This window comes from Enterococcus sp. AZ050 (assembly GCF_051715085.1).
GTDB lineage: Bacteria > Bacillota > Bacilli > Lactobacillales > Enterococcaceae > Enterococcus > Enterococcus faecalis.
In genome coordinates this window covers 680500-699096 of the sequence record NZ_JBIOTC010000001.1, presented here as the reverse complement: position 1 = coordinate 699096, position 18597 = coordinate 680500, and the positions used below count along the sequence as shown (strand labels likewise).

The following is an 18597-nucleotide window of genomic DNA, read 5'->3' as shown; positions in this document are numbered from 1 at the left end:
GCACATGAATGAAGACATTAAGGTGATCTTTGATAGTATCTATCGCGACAAAATAACAAATAATTTAACCATTACAGGTTGGGCGTTGGATACAATCACTAAAGAAAGCCCAACTTTCACAATTAATAATGAAAACCAAGTGTCCGCTTATAACATTCAGCGCGTTTTACGTGAAGATGTTAATCAAATTTATCAAACAGAGCCTGCGATTGAAGCTGGCTTTGTTGTTACACTTGAAGGAATTAAACAAAAAAAAGTACTCCCTTTTCATTTTCAATCATCAGCACATGTTGTAACGGTGGATTTCCCCTTGAATAAAAAATATCCAGTGATTCCAGGGACAGAAGATAAAGTGACTCGTCTTTGGATAAAAGCCAAAAAAGGATTTAAGTATATGGCTAAAAATGGTATTTCTCATACCATTCAACGAGCGAAAATTGAGAAACTGAGAAATCAAGCTTCGTATCCTAACTGGTTAGCTAGAAATGAAGTACTTGACATAGAAGCGATGACACAAGAAATCGCAACATTTCATTACCAACCTAAAATTTCCATTGCGATGCCAGTGTATAATGTTGAAGAAAAATGGCTTCGGTTGTGCATTGATTCTATTTTGAATCAAGTCTATACTAACTGGGAATTATGTATGGCCGATGACGCCTCAACAGATCCTAATGTCAAAAAGATTTTAACAGAGTACCAACAATTGGATGAGCGAATTCGGGTCGTCTTTCGTAAACAAAATGGTCATATTTCAGAAGCAACCAACTCTGCTTTAGCGATTGCTACCGGAGAATTTGTCGCCTTACTAGACAACGATGATGAATTAGCAATCAATGCTTTTTATGAAGTGGTTAAAGTGCTTAATGAAAACCCAGAACTAGACTTAATTTATAGTGATGAAGATAAGATTGACATGGATGGAAATCGTTCTGATCCAGCCTTTAAACCAGATTGGTCACCTGATTTACTTTTAGGAACCAATTACATTTCGCATTTAGGTGTGTATCGTCGGAGTATTCTAGAAGAAATTGGCGGCTTTCGAAAAGGTTACGAAGGTTCTCAAGACTACGATTTAGTTTTAAGATTTACTGAAAAAACGACAAAAGAACGCATCACACATATTCCAAAAGTTCTTTACTATTGGCGGATGCTGCCAACCTCAACAGCAGTGGATCAGGGCTCAAAAGGTTATGCTTTTGAAGCGGGGCTAAGAGCCGTGCAAGATGCGCTCGTTCGTCGAGGTATTAATGGTCATGCAACGCATGGGGCGGCGAATGGCTTATACGATGTTTATTATGACATTGAATCTGAAAAGTTAGTCTCAATTATTATTCCAACTAAAAATGGCTATAAAGACGTACAACGTTGTGTTTCATCGATTATTGAAAAAACAACCTACCAAAATTACGAGATTATTATGGCTGACAATGGAAGTACAGATCCAAAAATGCACGAATTATATGCAGAATTTGAACAACAATTACCTGGTCGCTTTTTCGTTGAATCAATCGATATTCCATTCAATTTCTCAACTATTAACAATTGTGCAGCGAAAAAAGCGCACGGAGAGTATTTATTATTTTTAAATAATGATACCGAAGTGATTACAGAGAATTGGTTAACCTTGATGGTTTCATTTGCTCAGCAAGAACGGATTGGCTGTGTAGGTGCGAAATTATTGTATCCAAATAATACGGTCCAACACGCAGGCGTTATTTTAGGATTAGGTGGTGTCGCTGGACATGGTCATTATGGTTATCCCCATGGTGACTTAGGCTATTTTGGTCGGTTAGCTATTAATGTTAATTATTCAGCAGTAACTGCCGCATGCTTACTTATGAAAAAAGCAGATTTTGATGCAGTTGGTGGTTTTGAAGAAGCGTTTACCGTAGCTTTCAATGATGTTGATTTATGCCTGAAAGTCCAAGCTTTAGGACGTGACAACGTCTGGCTTCATGAAGCAGAGCTTTATCATTTTGAATCTCAAACTCGTGGATATGATGATAAAGGCAAAAAGAAAAAACGTTTTGAACAAGAAAAAGTGATGATGGAAGAAAAATGGGGACCTTCAATTGAAAATGATCCATTTTATAATCCTAATCTGACAAGGGATATTCCCAACTTTTCATTACGAATTGACTAGATGCAATTGCGGATGACGAAATGGAGCGAAAAGATGGAACAACAACTAACTACAAGAAAAGAAAAACAACCATTACGCAACCAAGCTGAGCAGAGCGCTCGCTTGGTTGATCATTTGTTACGCTGGCGCTATCTGCTAGCGGCAGTCATTTTTATTTTACTGGTCGCCTTTAAAGTCCATGGTAGTTCATTAAACATGTGGGATGCGTATGTTTCTGAATATGCGGATGGTCAAAAAAGTTCATTAATTGCTGGTGAACCAAGAGGTGTTCGCTCGGATGAATGGCTCGTTCAAACCCCATTTAGCCTCTCACAAACACAAACAGGTTTGAAAACACATAATGATGTGATTACGTTAAATGGGCAAGACATGGTGGTAGGCTATAATTCACCAGCGTGGAATCTGGCCACGTTAGCGAAACCTTTTACGTGGGGCTATGTACTATTAGGCAAAGAATATGGCTTATCATGGTATTGGAATCTTAAATTAATTGGCTTAATTTTATTTTCTTTTGAAATTGGTTTGATCGTCACACGGCGGAATAAATATTTAGCTTTGTTAGCAAGTGTTTGGATTCCGTTTTCTTCGGCCCTTCAATGGTGGTTTGTCTCGCCAGTTGGAGATTTAGTATTTTTTGGCTTAGGTTTTTTAGTGGGAATTTATAATTATTTCTATTATCATAGTAGTGTTCGACGTCGTGTCATATGTGCGATAACGGCTGTTATTATGGCCTCAGGATTTGTTTTAGTTATTTATCCTGCGTTACAAGTACCACTTGGTTATTTGATTTTATTATTTTTAATTTTATTTTTTTTAGAATTTCGTAAAAAAATTAAGTTGGATAAGTGGGATGGGGTCCTGATAGGTGGGGCACTCTTGATGACGGCGATTATTGTTGGCGGCTCGCTATATGGCTCATTGGATTCCTTAAAAGCAGTAATGGATACCGCTTATCCAGGAAAACGGGTAAGTTTAGGTAGCGATATGCCTAAACGCGACATTTTGTTATTTTTAACAAATTGGAAAATGCCGTTTCAAGATGTTCCATATTCAAATAATTCGGAAATCAGTAGTTTTTATCAATTATTTTTTGTTATTTTGCCGCTCTCACCATTTATTTTTTATAAAAAAATCAAAGAAAACATTTACGGTTTTGTCTTATTCGTGTATTGTTTATTTAACTTAGTTTGGATGAGCGTTCAATTTCCAACAATTTTTGCTAAGTTGACATTGTGGTCTTATGTGCCAGAACAACGGGCGATGTTATCCTTTGGGTTTGCCGCTGTGTTATTGAGTTTATGGTTCATCGATTATTTATGGAATCGCCAAGCAAAAATTCCAATGATGGCCTGGTTAGGGGCGCTAGGATTAAATGTTGTTCTGTATTTCTTTGTTTTATATACGGGCAATTTACGGTTATACGTTACACGAATGGACATCATTGGTGTCTTAGTTGTCGCTACCGTTTTAATTGTTGCTTTATTTAAACGTTGGCGCACGTTATTTGTCCTTGTCTTATTAGGAATCATTATGGTTTCTGGTGCCTTTGTTAATCCAATTTCTCGAGGCGTTTCTGCTGTCTATGGTAAAAAATTAGCGGTAGAAGTGGAAGAAATTAACAAAAAAGACCCCAACCAATTGTGGGTGGGCGAACGCTTGATGTATGGCTATTTGCCAATGTTAGGTGTGCATACATTTAACGGTGTTGCTTTTACACCTGACTTAGAGGCTTGGAAACCATTAGATCCAAAAGGAAAAGACACATTTATTTATAATCGCTATGCGCACATCAATGTTGAAGTAGGAAATCAGACCCCTGTTTTAGAGTTGATGCAAAAAGATGCGATTATTGCTCGTTTATCTCCAGAAAAATTAAAAGAATATGGGATTAAATATGCGGTCGTTTATAAACCATTAGAACCGTTAGACACACCAACGATTCATTTTGAAAAATTATATGGACCTGATCAGAACGGGGCATATATTTATCGAATAAACGACTAGTGATTCATTCATGGAATGAGGTTTGAATATGGGAAAAGTATTGAATAGAATCGGTCGACTTATTTTATTAGTTACAATGATCGGCTCGTATACGATGTGGGTCGTAGGAATTGATGCGCCAGTCACAAAATATATGTATGCCAATAGTTCAATTTTATTATTAATAGCAGTAATACTTGTATTGCTATTAAATTGTACGAAATTAAAATTTATTGACTGGCTAACCGTTGCGTTGGCGTTAGCCACCTGGCTCTTGTTTCACTTTACGGAATCAATCCGTCATAGCACAATGCAAACAGATACAATGATTCCTTTAATTATTTTGTTGGTCCTTTGTTTTAAAGTTTGTGTCTTTGATCGTTTGGATCAAACGCTTTTATTAATTGTCTCTTTAGTTGCTTTGAGTGCGACTTTGTATCGGATGTCCGTGGAGTTGCCTCAGTTGATTCCAGCAGACGAAATTTTTAAAGAATCAAATAAACTCGAAAGTATTTGGATTAATACCAATACGATTGGTGCAACATTGATGTTTTCAACAATGATGGCCAGTAGTTTGATCAAAGCATATAGAAATAAGGTTTTTAACCTGCTGCTTTTACCTGTATACATTGGTGGTGTTTTAGGTACATGGGTCAGTCAATCCAAAACCTCTTTTGCCATTTTAGTTGGTTTTATTCTGGTGGATAATCTTTTACCAAAACGTTTCTTGCAACGTTCGAAAGTTTGGCTGTTTGGTTTTGTCGGAGTAGCTGCATTGGGACCATTGTTATTTTACTTATGTGCGGAATCGGATACTGTGGATTTATTTACAGGAAGAGAACGAATTTGGCATGAGTTTTTTGCTAAATGGTTATCTGATCCTCAACATATTAAAGTCGGTATGGAGCCTTTTGTGGCCTCATGGAAACCGCTGGGGACACATAATGCTTTTCTATTTACGTTAAGTAATTTTGGTGTCATTGGCTATCTGATTTTATTTGGTTTTTTAGTCAGTATGATTTTATTGATTGGTTTCCGCAAAAAAACATTGGATCGTTTGCAAGTTAGTTTACTTTTAGGCTTCCTTTTAATATGGATTCATTCATTTATGGAAGATATTTTATTAGCGCCTCATTGGATGCCGATTGTTTATAGTTTCCTTGGGCTAGCCTTCTACTTCCGGCCAGAGAAAAAACGAGGAAGACATGAAAGACCAACGACGCCTAAAAGAAGAAAACGAGTGAAACAAACAAGTCCTGTTAGCAATGAAGAGCGCCCGATAGCACCTGTTGACGAAGAGGGCTGGGACCAACCTGAAGAATTAAGTCGTGTCCAAAGACATCGCAGATAATTTTCATCCTATAGAACTTTCTTGTCCGCTGACATTATGGTAATATAGGGGTTGCATGTTATTACAAATAATGTAATTACTGGAAGTGAAGAGAGGAAGTTTTTAATGACATCAAAAAGTGAATGGAGTAATGCAAGACGAATTGTAATTATTTTAGCAGACGTTTTGCTCTATAATTTATCAATCATCTTAGGGTTTATGGTGAAATTTGGCCGAGAAATTCCTTCATTTAACTTTGTGGCTTATGAAAAATCTGCAATTTACATTTCAATCTTTTTTATCTTTTTGAATTTATTGTTAGGTGCGTATATTTTTTATAATCGCAAAATTAGTGACATCATTTTTGTTACGGTGATTGGTCAAATTTTAATGACTTTAACGATTATGATTGTGACATTTGCCGGACGTTGGTTTACGTTCCCGCGTTCTGTTTTAGGATATTCTTTTATAATCGGAATTATTGTTCTAAGTCTTTGGCGAATTCTTGTTTATTATCTTTACTTAAAGGTCAGCAATGAGCGAAAAGTTGTTTTACTAGGTAAAGAAAATCAAGTTATGCAGTCAATTCAAAACTTTATGTCTGATAAAAATAACAAGCATAAAGTAACGAGCGTTGTTGTCAGCAATTACTATGAAAACTTAAAAAAAATTATCGATGAAATCGATATTGTTTATATTTCAAGTAATGTTGATGAGAACGAAAAAGTAAAATTGTATCAATTAATTGTCAAACACAAGAAAAAAATCTTTTTAGATACAAGTTTTGAAAATCTAATTATGTTAAAACCGAACATGATGAACTTTGAAGATGAAAGTATTATCGAAGTCTCAAATTTTGAAATTCAACCAGAAGAGAATTTTATTAAACGTTTATTTGATATTTTAGTCTCTGTTTGCCTATTTGTGATTACCTCCCCCTTAATGCTTATTGCAGCAATTTTAGTCAAAGCAACCTCACCGGGACCAGTGATTTACAAACAAACTCGGATTACATTAGATCAACGTGAGTTCTCGATTTTAAAATTTAGAACGATGTCGGCAACAGCGGAAGCAAAATCAGGTCCAGTCTTATCTACAAGTAACGACAGTCGCGTCACTACAGTTGGTAAATACTTGCGCGCTTTACGTATTGATGAGTTGCCACAACTAATCAACGTTATTCGCGGAGATATGTCCATTGTCGGACCACGTCCTGAACGACCATTCTTTGTTGATCAATTTAATCAGGAAAACCCGAATTACTATTTACGTCACAATGTACGTGCGGGGATTACCGGCTATGCCCAAGTTTATGGGAAGTATGCTTCTGACTACAATAGTAAATTGAACTTTGATTTACTGTACATCAAGAATTATTCATTACTATTGGATATGAAAATTCTACTTCAAACCATCAAAATTCTCTTTGATAAAGTATCATCAAGAGGATTGGATGAGTCTGAAGAACGTGAAGAATTGACGATGGATTATTGTAAAGAGAATGCTATTAGAATTTACCGTTAAGAGGAGCTATGGCTTCTCTTTTTTTTGAAAAAAAGAGAGACTTCTAACAAAGCTTGAAAAATCAGGTATTCTATGTAAAAATATACAAGCGTGGATGAAAAAAGAAATAGGGGTGAAGAAATGGAAAAGGTACCAGTAAGTGTCTTACTTTCCATTTATATAAAGGAGCGTCCTGAATATGTTATTGCATGTTTAGACAGTATTTTTAATCAAACTGTAAAAGTCGATGAAATAGTATTAGTAGAAGATGGTCCTGTAACTGAAGAAATGACAGTCATTGTAGATAAATATAAAGAAACGTATCCAGAAGTGCTTCATGTTTTACCTCTAGAAAAAAATGTTGGTTTAGGTAAAGCGTTGGCAGAAGGGGTTAAAGCTTGTCGTAATGAACTGATTGCACGAATGGATGCAGATGATATTATGAAGACGGATCGGATTGAAAAGCAGTGGCAATTATTTCAAAAAAATCCTAACTTGGTCATTACCGGTTCTAACATTATCGAATTTGAAGGGAACATAGAAAATATTTTGGGGTATCGTAACCTTCCCAGTTCTAATGAGGCTATTCGTGAATTTTCCAAAAGAAGAAACCCGTTTAATCATATGACTGTCATGTATAAGAAGTCAGACATTTTAGAGGTCGGTAACTATCTGCCAATGTCAGGATTTGAAGATTATTATTTGTGGGTGCGGTTATTGAAAAAAGGAAAGGAAGCACAGAACCTTTCTGAACATTTAGTCTATGCTCGAACAGGCAGTGATATGTACGCACGGCGTGGTGGTTGGCAGTATTTTAAGTCAGGACTAAAAGGACGCAAAGCAATCTATCAAGCAGGACTTGGTAGTTTTAAAGATTTTTTTGTGAGTTCCAGTGCACATGTTGTCGTAAGTTTGATGCCGAATACTTTACGAGGTAAATTTTATGAGAAGTTTTTAAGGAAAGAAAATGATTAAGATTGAGGTAAAATTATGCAAGAGATGTCTCAGACAGATTTAAAAGAAATACAGGCTGTAACATTAACTATGTCCAAATATTTTGTGCAATTTTGTCAAGAAAATAATTTATTATGTTATTTCTGTGGCGGTGGTTGTATTGGTGCTGTACGCAGTCAAGGATTTATTCCGTGGGATGATGATTTGGATTTTTTTATGCCACGACCAGACTATGAAAAATTAAAAAAGCTATGGCCACAGAAAGCAGACATAAATAGATATCCATTATTAGTTGCTTCTAAAACATATAATGATCATAATTCATTTATAACTATTAGGGATACTGCCACTACTTTTATTAAACCCTATCAAGAGGATTTAGATATCCCTCATGGTTTACCAATTGATATTTTTCCGTTAGATGGTGCGCCAGAAGGGAAATTGCGAAGAAAAATCCAAAAGTTTTGGGCACTGATTTATGCGTTATTTTGTTCGCAAGTTGTTCCAGAAAAACATGGTGGTCTGATGGCTACAGGAAGCAAGGTTTTATTAGGGATTTTTTCTTCAAGCAAAATTCGCTATCATATTTGGCGCTTCGCTGAAAAAAGAATGACCAAGTATTCCTTTGGTTCAACTCCTTATGTCACAGAATTGTGTGTCGGACCACGCTACATGGGCAATATTTATCATTTAGAAGATTTTAAATCTGCTATTTTTGTTCCATTTGAAGATACAAAAATGCCAATACCAGTGGGCTACAAGCGCTACTTAACACAGGTTTTTGGGGATTATATGCAATTGCCACCAGAGGAAGATCGTCAACCTCATCATGAAGCGCTAATTGTTGATACTAAAAAATCGTATACAGAATATCTTTAAAAACTTCAATTATTTATACTGAAGCTGAACGTTATCTATAAATAGCGTTCAGCATTTTGTTGTAAAAAAATAAATAACATAATCAATGTAATAAAAAGATAAAGTTTAGAAATAAAATAGTAAAAAAAAGTTAGCAAGATTTTCTTGACGTAAGCTAAAATTTATTAGAAAATTATTTGAAACTAGTGCTCATTCTAATCAGTTTTGAGAAATTTCAATTTGAAAAGTAAAAAATTGTTGGTTTCAAGTAAAATTTACATACTATAATTAAATGAGGATTAATTGTAAACAATACGCAAAAAGAAGGGTTAAATAAATAATGAAGAGAATAAATAAAATATCTGTTATTACAATGCTAATGTTGACAGCATTGGTTCCTAGTTCATCAATAGTGTATGCAATCGATGCATCAAGTAGTGAAAGTGCAGAAGAAGTAATTTCTACGGATACAGCAGAAACACTAAACTCTACGTCATCTAGCGGGGAAACTTCGACAGAAAGTTCTTCTAGCACCTCATCTTCAGTTCCTTCGGAAACAAAAAATAGTTTGGACACGAGTGATGCTAAAGACACTTGGCAATCAAAAGATGCTGAAGAAACTTCGGAAACGACTAGTTCTTCAGAAGCTAATAATAAAGATGAAGACGAAATCGTAATAACAGAGGATATGAACAAACCTATGGGATCAGGAATGAAAGGAACGAGAAGAAAAAGAGCCGCATATGCCTATGGTGATCCTATTAGCATAACAGAGGCAAATCGTCCGCCTAAAAACTTTATCGATGTATCTTCTTGGAATGGTAGTTTAAGTGTAGCAAATTATCAAACTATGAAAAGTTATGGGATAGGCGGAGTGGTCGTTAAAATGACCGAAGCGACAACTTATCAAAATCCAGAAAGATTTGCACAAGTTCAAAATGCAAATGCAGTGGGAATAAAAGTATCCGCCTATCACTATAGTCACTTTACAACAAAAGATCAGGCAATAAAAGAAGCAAACTACTTTGCCGATACAGCAATTAATACTGGATTACCAAAAGACACTTTAATGATTAATGATGCAGAAGAAGGTAGCATGAATAATGGACAATTGACAGCTAATTCAATTGCTTTTGCTAATCAATTAAAAGCAAGAGGTTTTACGAATGTATTACATTATTCAATGGCAGCATGGTTTACAGAAGGAGTTTTATCGCCTACACAACTAGGGACTGAAAATATTTGGATTGCTCAGTATCCTTTTGAACCGACTGCAGATCAGTTATGGCACAAAAATGAAGGTTATGCGGCATGGCAATGGTCTTCATTATTAACGATTCCAGGTGTTGATATCGGCGTAGGTGTGTTTGATATTAATGCTGATTACACTGGACGATTTACATCTAGTGGTGGAAAACAGTATGATGATTTAATTAGCCAAAAAAACTACGATTATAACGCAAAAGTAAAAGTAGCGAGTGAAGCAAAAAAACATGATGTATACAACGGAATTTACAATGTCGGTCCAGGAGTTTCTAGTATGGGCAAAGGAGACATATACGCAGGTCAAGCCGCCCATATTACAGGGTATGCGAAGACTAGCCGTGCAGAATTTTTGCGATTTGCGATTGGAGGCAAAACAATTGGCTGGATGAATAAGCAGGCGTTTACCCCTGCTCTCAATACAGCGACTTACACGAAAATGAACAAACAAGGCATTATCGCAGACACGTCAATTTCTAATGGACATGGGGTCTTTAGCAAAGCGAACAATACTGCCGAAGATGGCGAGAACTTGGGACGTGCCTCTCAATATGCCAACCAAGTCGTAACTATTATCCAGTCTGCAAAATTATCTAATGGTCTGACCACATACCAATTTCAATTGAATGGCAAAACAATCGGCTGGGTAGATAGTCGGGCATTTGGAACAATCTTTGATGATTTAATTAGTCAAAAAAACTACGATTACAACGCAAAAGTAAAAGTAGCGAGTGAAGCAAAAAAACATGATGTATACAATGGAATTTACAATGTCGGTCCAGGAGTTTCTAGTATGGGTAAAGGGGACATATACGCAGGTCAATCCGCCCATATTACAGGGTATGCGAAGACTAGCCGTGCAGAGTTTTTGCGATTTGCGATTGGAGGCAAAACAATTGGCTGGATGAATAAGCAGGCGTTTACCCCTACTCTCAATACAGCGACTTACACGAAAATGAACAAACAAGGCATTATCGCAGACGCGCCAATTTCTAATGGACATGGGGTCTTTAGTAAAGCGAACAATACTGCCGAAGATGGCGAGAACTTGGGACGTGCTTCTCAATATGCCAACCAAGTCGTAACTATTATCCAGTCTGCAAAATTATCTAATGGTCTGACCACATACCAATTTCAATTGAATGGCAAAACAATCGGCTGGGTAGATAGTCGAGCATTTGGAACAATCTTTGATGATTTAATTAGTCAAAAAAACTACGATTACAACGCAAAAGTAAAAGTAGCGAGTGAAGCAAAAAAACATGATGTATACAATGGAATTTACAATGTCGGTCCAGGAGTTTCTAGTATGGGTAAAGGGGACATATACGCAGGTCAATCCGCCCATATTACAGGGTATGCGAAGACTAGCCGTGCAGAATTTTTGCGATTTGCGATTGGAGGCAAAACGATTGGCTGGATGAATAAGCAGGCGTTTACCCCTGCTCTCAATACAGCGACTTACACGAAAATGAACAAACAAGGCATTATCGCAGACACGTCAATTTCTAATGGACATGGGGTCTTTAGCAAAGCGAACAATACTGCCGAAGATGGCGAGAACTTGGGACGTGCCTCTCAATATGCCAACCAAGTCGTAACTATTATCCAGTCTGCAAAATTATCTAATGGTCTGACCACATACCAATTTCAATTGAATGGCAAAACAATCGGCTGGGTAGATAGTCGAGCATTTGGAACAATCTTTGATGATTTAATTAGTCAAAAAAACTACGATTACAACGCAAAAGTAAAAGTAGCGAGTGAAGCAAAAAAACATGATGTATACAATGGAATTTACAATGTCGGTCCAGGAGTTTCTAGTATGGGTAAAGGGGACATATACGCAGGTCAATCCGCCCATATTACAGGGTATGCGAAGACTAGCCGTGCAGAGTTTTTGCGATTTGCGATTAGAGGCAAAACAATTGGCTGGATGAATAAGCAGGCGTTTACCCCTACTCTCAATACAGCGACTTACACGAAAATGAACAAACAAGGCATTATCGCAGACGCGTCAATTTCTAATGGACATGGGGTCTTTAGTAAAGCGAACAATACTGCCGAAGATGGCGAGAACTTGGGACGTGCTTCTCAATATGCCAACCAAGTCGTAACTATTATCCAGTCTGCAAAATTATCTAATGGTCTGACCGCATACCAATTTCAATTGAATGGCAAAACAATCGGCTGGGTAGATAGTCGAGCATTTGGAACAATCTTTGATGATTTAATTAGTCAAAAAAACTACGATTACAACGCAAAAGTAAAAGTAGCGAGTGAAGCAAAAAAACATGATGTATACAATGGAATTTACAATGTCGGTCCAGGAGTTTCTAGTATGGGTAAAGGGGACATATACGCAGGTCAATCCGCCCATATTACAGGGTATGCGAAGACTAGCCGTGCAGAGTTTTTGCGATTTGCGATTGGAGGCAAAACAATTGGCTGGATGAATAAGCAGGCGTTTACCCCTACTCTCAATACAGCGACTTACACGAAAATGAACAAACAAGGCATTATCGCAGACGCGTCAATTTCTAATGGACATGGGGTCTTTAGTAAAGCGAACAATACTGCCGAAGATGGCGAGAACTTGGGACGTGCTTCTCAATATGCCAACCAAGTCGTAACTATTATCCAGTCTGCAAAATTATCTAATGGTCTGACCGCATACCAATTTCAATTGAATGGCAAAACAATCGGCTGGGTAGATAGTCGAGCATTTGGAACAATCTTTGATGATTTAATTAGTCAAAAAAACTACGATTACAACGCAAAAGTAAAAGTAGCGAGTGAAGCAAAAAAACATGATGTATACAATGGAATTTACAATGTCGGTCCAGGAGTTTCTAGTATGGGTAAAGGGGACATATACGCAGGTCAATCCGCCCATATTACAGGGTATGCGAAGACTAGCCGTGCAGAGTTTTTGCGATTTGCGATTGGAGGCAAAACAATTGGCTGGATGAATAAGCAGGCGTTTACCCCTACTCTCAATACAGCGACTTACACGAAAATGAACAAACAAGGCATTATCGCAGACGCGCCAATTTCTAATGGACATGGGGTCTTTAGTAAAGCGAACAATACTGCCGAAGATGGCGAGAACTTAGGACGTGCTTCTCAATATGCCAACCAAGTCGTAACCATTATCCAGTCTGCAAAATTATCTAATGGTCTGACCTCATACCAATTTCAATTGAATGGCAAAACAATCGGCTGGGTAGATAGTCGAGCATTAAAAAAATAATAGTGAAAATACTTATTGAATCACACACAGAAAGAGCCTGGGACAAAAATCACTTCAGATTTTTGTCCCAGGCTTAAAAATTGATAAACGGCGGAAACAGAAGCAACACTACGCGTTGCATTGTTCTCAACAACTTCTATGGTGTTTTCTCGACATACGTCTCGTCACAGTCCGGCCGTCAAAAGAGCTAAAGCGCTAAAAGTTGCAATGTTTCACTGTGAAGCATGAACAGATGAAATCATCGTACACTACACTTCGTTTCAATCTCTTCAATTTCTAAGTCTTAAAGGACTAAGAGATTGAAGAATTCGGTGAAGGTCCTTCTTATTCTTCTAAAGAATTTTGGAAAGGGAAGTACGCCATAGTCGCAAATTTAAGGATTACTCTGTTGAAATTCATGCAAGAGAGTAGGTTTTAATGGCAGATTTCCCTAACAAAGTGAAACTATTAGAGTGAAAATGGGAACATAGATTAAAAAATTTATTTAGCGACTATTTCATACGTTGGTTCCTCATCAAAAAGCAATAATAGGTACTATTGAATTCCTTTATTTTGAAAATATTTCAAAGAAAGTTATTATCTAAAAATTTAATTCATATTAGTTGTGGACTTGTATAACAATTGGAATTATACGACTAGTTTAAAACATAAAGTCAATGAATCAAGGAGTATTCTTATCGTCGTATCTTTTATTTCAACTAAGGTAGGGTTTGTTAAAGAATGTATTATGGACAGGCTCTTAAAGAAAATACTATTTTTGAAAGTTAACAATAATTAAAGAAGATCATTGGGAGATACATTTATTAGTATAACGATCATCGAAGTAAAGAAACACTTGGTTTGGCAATTCCTATCAATTTTTGTCAAGAACAACAATTAAAAATAAAGTGGAAAATACACTTAATAAAAAGTCAAACTTTCCGAAACCTGTCCAGATTTATATTCATCAATGAGTTTTTTCTTAATCAAATATTTACAGTTCGATTAAGGTCTACGATAAATTATTGAAACTTACTGATAGTTATGAGAAAATGTAAAAGATTGAATGCAGTTTTGGCTGTGTTGATGAATATATAAGTTAAACAAAATTGAAATAAAACTAGTTGTTGACTAGTTAGAGAAAGGATTTTGTATCAAATGATTACAGCTTTAATTATTGCCGGTGGGGTCGGTAAACGAATGGGGCAGGAGATTCCTAAACAATTTATTATGGTAGAGGAAAAACCGATAATTATCTACACATTGGAATCTTTTCAAAAGCATCCACTCATTGATCGAATCTTAGTTGTGTGTAAAAAAGGTTGGGAACAAACACTAGATGCCTATGCAAAAGAGTACCATATTGACAAATTACAATGGATTATTCCAGGAGGAAATTCTGGTCAAGAATCAATTAACAATGGGGTTAATTTCTTAAAAGAACATTCAAATCCAGAAGATACTATTGTTATCCATGACGGGATTCGCCCATTAGTTGATGAATTAGTTTTATCTGATGTAATTGTTAAGTGTCAAGAATATGGAAATGCAGTGACTTCGTTGCCATATAATGAACAAATTTTTGTAAAAGAAACTGAGGAAACAACTCGACAATATATTAATCGTGAAACATTACGTCGCGTGTCAACACCACAAGCCTATAAATTTGAAAAATTAACTTGGGCTTACGAAAAAGCATTCCGTGAGAATATTGGTATTTCTGAATCGTCATACACAAATACTATGATGGTGGATTTAGGCGAAACATTGTATTTTGCTTTAGGCTCAGATAAAAACATTAAGTTAACCACACAAGATGACTTACAGTTATTTAAAGGCTTCTTGAAAATGAAAGAAGAGTAGTGGAGGGATACCATGTTATTTACAGACGATAATTATTTATCAGACGTTGAACGAGTTTTAGAGAAGACACCAGATTGGACGAAAGTAACAAATAAATCTGTTTTTATAACTGGTGCTTCAGGCATGATTGGGACCTTTTTAATTGATGTACTTATGTACCAAAATAAAACGAGAAATGCGAATATTTCAATCTGGGCGATGGGACGAACATTGTCGCGTTTGGAAGAGCGATTTACTAGTTATTTAGAAGATCCGTTATTCCATATAGTTATCGGAGATGTCACAGAAGAAATTCAGGTAGCAGAAGCTTGTGACTATGTGTTGCATTGTGCTAGTAATACACATCCTAAATCATATGCCAGTGATCCAATTGGGACGATTATGACCAATATTGCTGGTACGCAGCATATTTTAGATTATGCGGTCAAAGCGAATAGTGAAAAAGTGTTATTTTTATCAACTGTTGAAATCTATGGAGAAAATCGTGGAGATCTTGATAAATTTACGGAAGACTATTGCGGCTATATTGACTGTAACACGCTACGGGCCGGTTATCCCGAAGGAAAAAGAGCAAGTGAATCATTATGTCAAGCCTATATTCAGAAATATGGTATTGATGTTGTTATTCCAAGAATTAGTCGTACTTTCGGGCCTACGATGTTACTTTCGGATAGTAAAGCTTCTTCTCAATTTATTATGAATGCAGTCCATAAAGAAAACATTGTGTTAAAAAGTGCAGGGACCCAACTATATTCTTATGCATATGTTGCAGATATTGTATCTGCTCTTCTGTTTTTATTAGTTAAAGGGCAAAAAGGGGAAGCTTACAATGTTTCAAACGAACATTGCGATATTACGTTACGTACTTTTGCGGAAACATTAGCCAATGTGGCTGGAACAAAAGTGATTCATGGTGAAGCCACCGCCCAAGAAAAACAAGGGTTTTCTAAAGCAACAAAAGCACTACTAGACAATCAAAAAATCTACGCATTAGGTTGGCGGCCACTGTACGACAGTATGGAAGAACCATTAAAACATACAATTAAAATTTTAGAAGGTAGCGGAAATTGATATGCCCAAAATTAGTATTATTGTTCCTGTATACAATGTAGAAAAATATTTAGAAAAATGTGTACGCTCTATTTTAGCTCAAACGTTTACTGACTTTGAATTAATTCTGGTGGACGATGGCTCTCCAGACAGTTCTGGAGCAATGTGTGATCAGTTTGCTGAACAAGATCAACGGGTAAAAGTTATCCATAAAGAAAATGGTGGGCTAAGCGATGCTCGCAATGCTGGAATTGAGATAGCGACAGGTGAGTATTTAGGTTTCGTAGATAGTGATGATTACATTGCGGATGATATGTATGAATTATTATATACAAATATCGTAAAAGAAGATGCCGATTTATCAATCTGTGGTATTTATGATGTCTATGAGGGGAAAGAGCCTGTAGAAAAACAACAGCAATATATAGTATTAGATAAAGTAGCGGCAATGAAAATGATTTTAGAAGCTAAAGTTGTATCTGTTCATGCTGTGAATAAGTTATATAAAAAAGAAATTTTTGAAGATATCCGATACCCTGTAGGCATGATTACAGAAGACGGCGCAGTTATTTTATCTATCCTAGAGCATACAGAGAAAATTGTTATTGATACGCAACAAAAATATTATTATTTTCACCGTGCCAATAGTATTTCAAGCAATCTTTTTTCTAAGAAAGATTTAGATACAATCAATGTTTGGAAAGAAAATGAAAAATATATCTTAGACTGGTATCCTGAATTATCTAATGTTGTTCATACACGTGTATGTTGGGCAAATTTTATAGTATTAGATAAAATGATGAATAGTAAGTTAAATAATGAAGAAAAAAAAGTTCAAAAAGAAATTGTTACTTTTTTACGAAAAAATTTTAAATTTATAATGAAAAATCAATATTTTACTATGCCTAGAAAAGTCGGAGCAATCGCACTTCAAATCGGAGTACCATATTATAAGATGATTGCTATATTGGAAGAAAAACATAGGAAAACAAAAAATGAATAAATTAGGAGTAGTATTATGTGGGTAAATAACTTTTTGGAAAAAACGAAATTACCGTTTTTAATAATTTTTGAATTTATGCTTTTATTAAGAACAATTAGTCTTTATAGCTTGTTACCAAGTAAGGTAGATACTCTGGTGTTTGGGTTGATATCAATTTGGGCGATGGTTTATATTCTAAATCAGATGTTTTTTATTCTAAAAAATAAAAGATTTAAACAATTTGATCCGATGTTAGTCATTTTTATAGTCATGCTTTTTTTTGTAACACTCATTCATTACCAAACGTATTTTATAGCTAACCTAAAATTAGTTATATGGCAGGCTATTTTTTTATTAGTTATTTATCAAATTGGTAAAGAACAAGATAAAAAAACATTTAAAGTATTAGAAAAAATTCTTTTAATAGTTTGGGGATTGTTAGTAGTTATCGCTATTTGTATGTTTTTTATACAGTATTCATATACAGCGCCTTTGGATAAAATTTATAATGGCTTAAGAATTGGCTTTTTTGAAAATCGTTTATATGGGGTATTTGCCGACCCTAACTTTGCAGCTACCATTTCTGTTGTTTCAATAATTTTATCGGTGTCATTGCTTTTTCAAACTACTTTGAAAAAGTGGAAATGGTTATTGATAATGAATACTTTGATACAATGGATATATATAACTTTATCTGGATCAAGGACGGCTTTTGTAGAGCTAATGGTAATTATTTTTGTGGGTTCGTTTTTTGTGGTGTATCAAAAAACGACTGAAAAAAAATTAGGTTTACAACTTTTATATTCTATTATTACAAGTATTGGTATGGTCTTTTTTGCCTATATAGCAACGAAGCTAATTGAAAGAGGAATGTTAGCTATTTTAGATTTGTGGAATAACGTAGAATACAAATCTACAACGAACGTTTCAAAAAATCGACCAGATGTTTCTTTGGATAGACCAGACGTAGAAAACAAGACAGATATTTCTAATAATCGTTTTGGACTTTGGAAAAGTTCGTTTGAGATATTTCAGTCAAATATCTGGTTTGGTACCTCTCCTAGAAATTTGGTAACATATGCCCAACACTATTTACCTAATACTTTGATTGCGGTTAAACAACAAACTTCGCATAATTTTTTCTTTTATACCTTAGCGACAACGGGGCTGGCAGGGACTATTCCGTTAATTCTGTTTTTAATTAATAAAATCCTAACAACATTGCAAGTTTTATTTTCAAAAAAAATCAATATTTTTAATGATAATTTTTTGAGAAATGTCTTAATTGTACTGACTATTTTAGTTTCGGCAATGTTTCTAACAGAATTAATTTTAGTTAATAAAATTGGTACCTTTTTATTTTGGCTATATTTAGGTTCTGTATCTAGTCAATTAGTAAAAAACAATAATAAATTCTTATTTTGGAGATAAAA

At 35.5% G+C, this 18597-nt stretch carries 11 protein-coding genes; all 11 read left to right on the top strand.

The features are described from left to right. Positions 1 to 4 precede the first annotated feature (4 nt). The 11 genes from IGJ04_RS03400 to IGJ04_RS03350 all read left to right on the top strand — a co-directional run bounded on the left by IGJ04_RS03400 (position 5) and on the right by IGJ04_RS03350 (position 18595). Positions 5 to 2146, top strand: coding sequence for a glycosyltransferase family 2 protein (locus IGJ04_RS03400; protein WP_438839903.1), 2142 nt, complete (start codon positions 5 to 7; stop codon positions 2144 to 2146). After that, positions 2147 to 4150, top strand: a complete 2004-nt coding sequence (locus tag IGJ04_RS03395) for a DUF7657 domain-containing protein (RefSeq protein ID WP_438839902.1) — start codon at positions 2147 to 2149, stop codon at positions 4148 to 4150. A 28-nt stretch (positions 4151 to 4178) separates the two neighbouring features. After that, positions 4179 to 5480 carry an EpaQ family protein gene (locus IGJ04_RS03390; protein WP_002383757.1) on the top strand — a complete coding sequence of 434 codons (1302 nt, stop codon included), beginning with the start codon at positions 4179 to 4181 and terminating at the stop codon, positions 5478 to 5480. Positions 5481 to 5585: 105 nt separating this feature from the next. Next, entirely contained in the window at positions 5586 to 6983 is a 1398-nt protein-coding gene (locus IGJ04_RS03385; protein ID WP_002400612.1) for a sugar transferase, read from the top strand. Between the two features lie 120 nt (positions 6984 to 7103). Then, positions 7104 to 7937 carry a glycosyltransferase gene (locus IGJ04_RS03380; RefSeq protein ID WP_010707337.1) on the top strand — a complete coding sequence of 278 codons (834 nt, stop codon included), beginning with the start codon at positions 7104 to 7106 and terminating at the stop codon, positions 7935 to 7937. Between the two features lie 15 nt (positions 7938 to 7952). Continuing rightward, positions 7953 to 8795, top strand: a complete 843-nt coding sequence (locus IGJ04_RS03375) for a LicD family protein (protein WP_002400614.1) — start codon at positions 7953 to 7955, stop codon at positions 8793 to 8795. Positions 8796 to 9114: 319 nt separating this feature from the next. Continuing rightward, on the top strand, positions 9115 to 13290 hold the full coding sequence (locus IGJ04_RS03370) for a GW dipeptide domain-containing protein (RefSeq protein WP_438839901.1): 4176 nt from the start codon (positions 9115 to 9117) through the stop codon (positions 13288 to 13290). A 1137-nt stretch (positions 13291 to 14427) separates the two neighbouring features. Next, complete coding sequence (locus IGJ04_RS03365; RefSeq protein ID WP_002378508.1) at positions 14428 to 15132, top strand: IspD/TarI family cytidylyltransferase; 705 nt, start codon at positions 14428 to 14430, stop codon at positions 15130 to 15132. Positions 15133 to 15144: 12 nt separating this feature from the next. Continuing rightward, entirely contained in the window at positions 15145 to 16203 is a 1059-nt protein-coding gene (locus IGJ04_RS03360; RefSeq protein ID WP_141416951.1) for an NAD-dependent epimerase/dehydratase family protein, read from the top strand. A gap of 1 nt (position 16204) precedes the next feature. Next, complete coding sequence (locus IGJ04_RS03355; RefSeq protein ID WP_002401288.1) at positions 16205 to 17185, top strand: glycosyltransferase family 2 protein; 981 nt, start codon at positions 16205 to 16207, stop codon at positions 17183 to 17185. Positions 17186 to 17200: 15 nt separating this feature from the next. Continuing rightward, positions 17201 to 18595 carry an O-antigen ligase family protein gene (locus IGJ04_RS03350; protein ID WP_002401289.1) on the top strand — a complete coding sequence of 465 codons (1395 nt, stop codon included), beginning with the start codon at positions 17201 to 17203 and terminating at the stop codon, positions 18593 to 18595. Positions 18596 to 18597: the final 2 nt, after the last annotated feature.

Excerpts from the sequence above, each read along its gene's own strand:
- IGJ04_RS03360 (WP_141416951.1), top strand. The coding sequence starts at position 15,145 with ATGTTATTTACAGACGATAATTATTTATCAGACGTTGAACGAGTTTTA.
- IGJ04_RS03365 (WP_002378508.1), top strand. The coding sequence starts at position 14,428 with ATGATTACAGCTTTAATTATTGCCGGTGGGGTCGGTAAACGAATGGGG.
- IGJ04_RS03385 (WP_002400612.1), top strand. The coding sequence starts at position 5,586 with ATGACATCAAAAAGTGAATGGAGTAATGCAAGACGAATTGTAATTATT.
- IGJ04_RS03380 (WP_010707337.1), top strand. The coding sequence starts at position 7,104 with ATGGAAAAGGTACCAGTAAGTGTCTTACTTTCCATTTATATAAAGGAG.
- IGJ04_RS03370 (WP_438839901.1), top strand. The coding sequence starts at position 9,115 with ATGAAGAGAATAAATAAAATATCTGTTATTACAATGCTAATGTTGACA.
- IGJ04_RS03375 (WP_002400614.1), top strand. The coding sequence starts at position 7,953 with ATGCAAGAGATGTCTCAGACAGATTTAAAAGAAATACAGGCTGTAACA.
- IGJ04_RS03400 (WP_438839903.1), top strand. The coding sequence starts at position 5 with ATGAATGAAGACATTAAGGTGATCTTTGATAGTATCTATCGCGACAAA.
- IGJ04_RS03395 (WP_438839902.1), top strand. The coding sequence starts at position 2,147 with ATGCAATTGCGGATGACGAAATGGAGCGAAAAGATGGAACAACAACTA.
- IGJ04_RS03350 (WP_002401289.1), top strand. The coding sequence starts at position 17,201 with ATGTGGGTAAATAACTTTTTGGAAAAAACGAAATTACCGTTTTTAATA.
- IGJ04_RS03355 (WP_002401288.1), top strand. The coding sequence starts at position 16,205 with ATGCCCAAAATTAGTATTATTGTTCCTGTATACAATGTAGAAAAATAT.
- IGJ04_RS03390 (WP_002383757.1), top strand. The coding sequence starts at position 4,179 with ATGGGAAAAGTATTGAATAGAATCGGTCGACTTATTTTATTAGTTACA.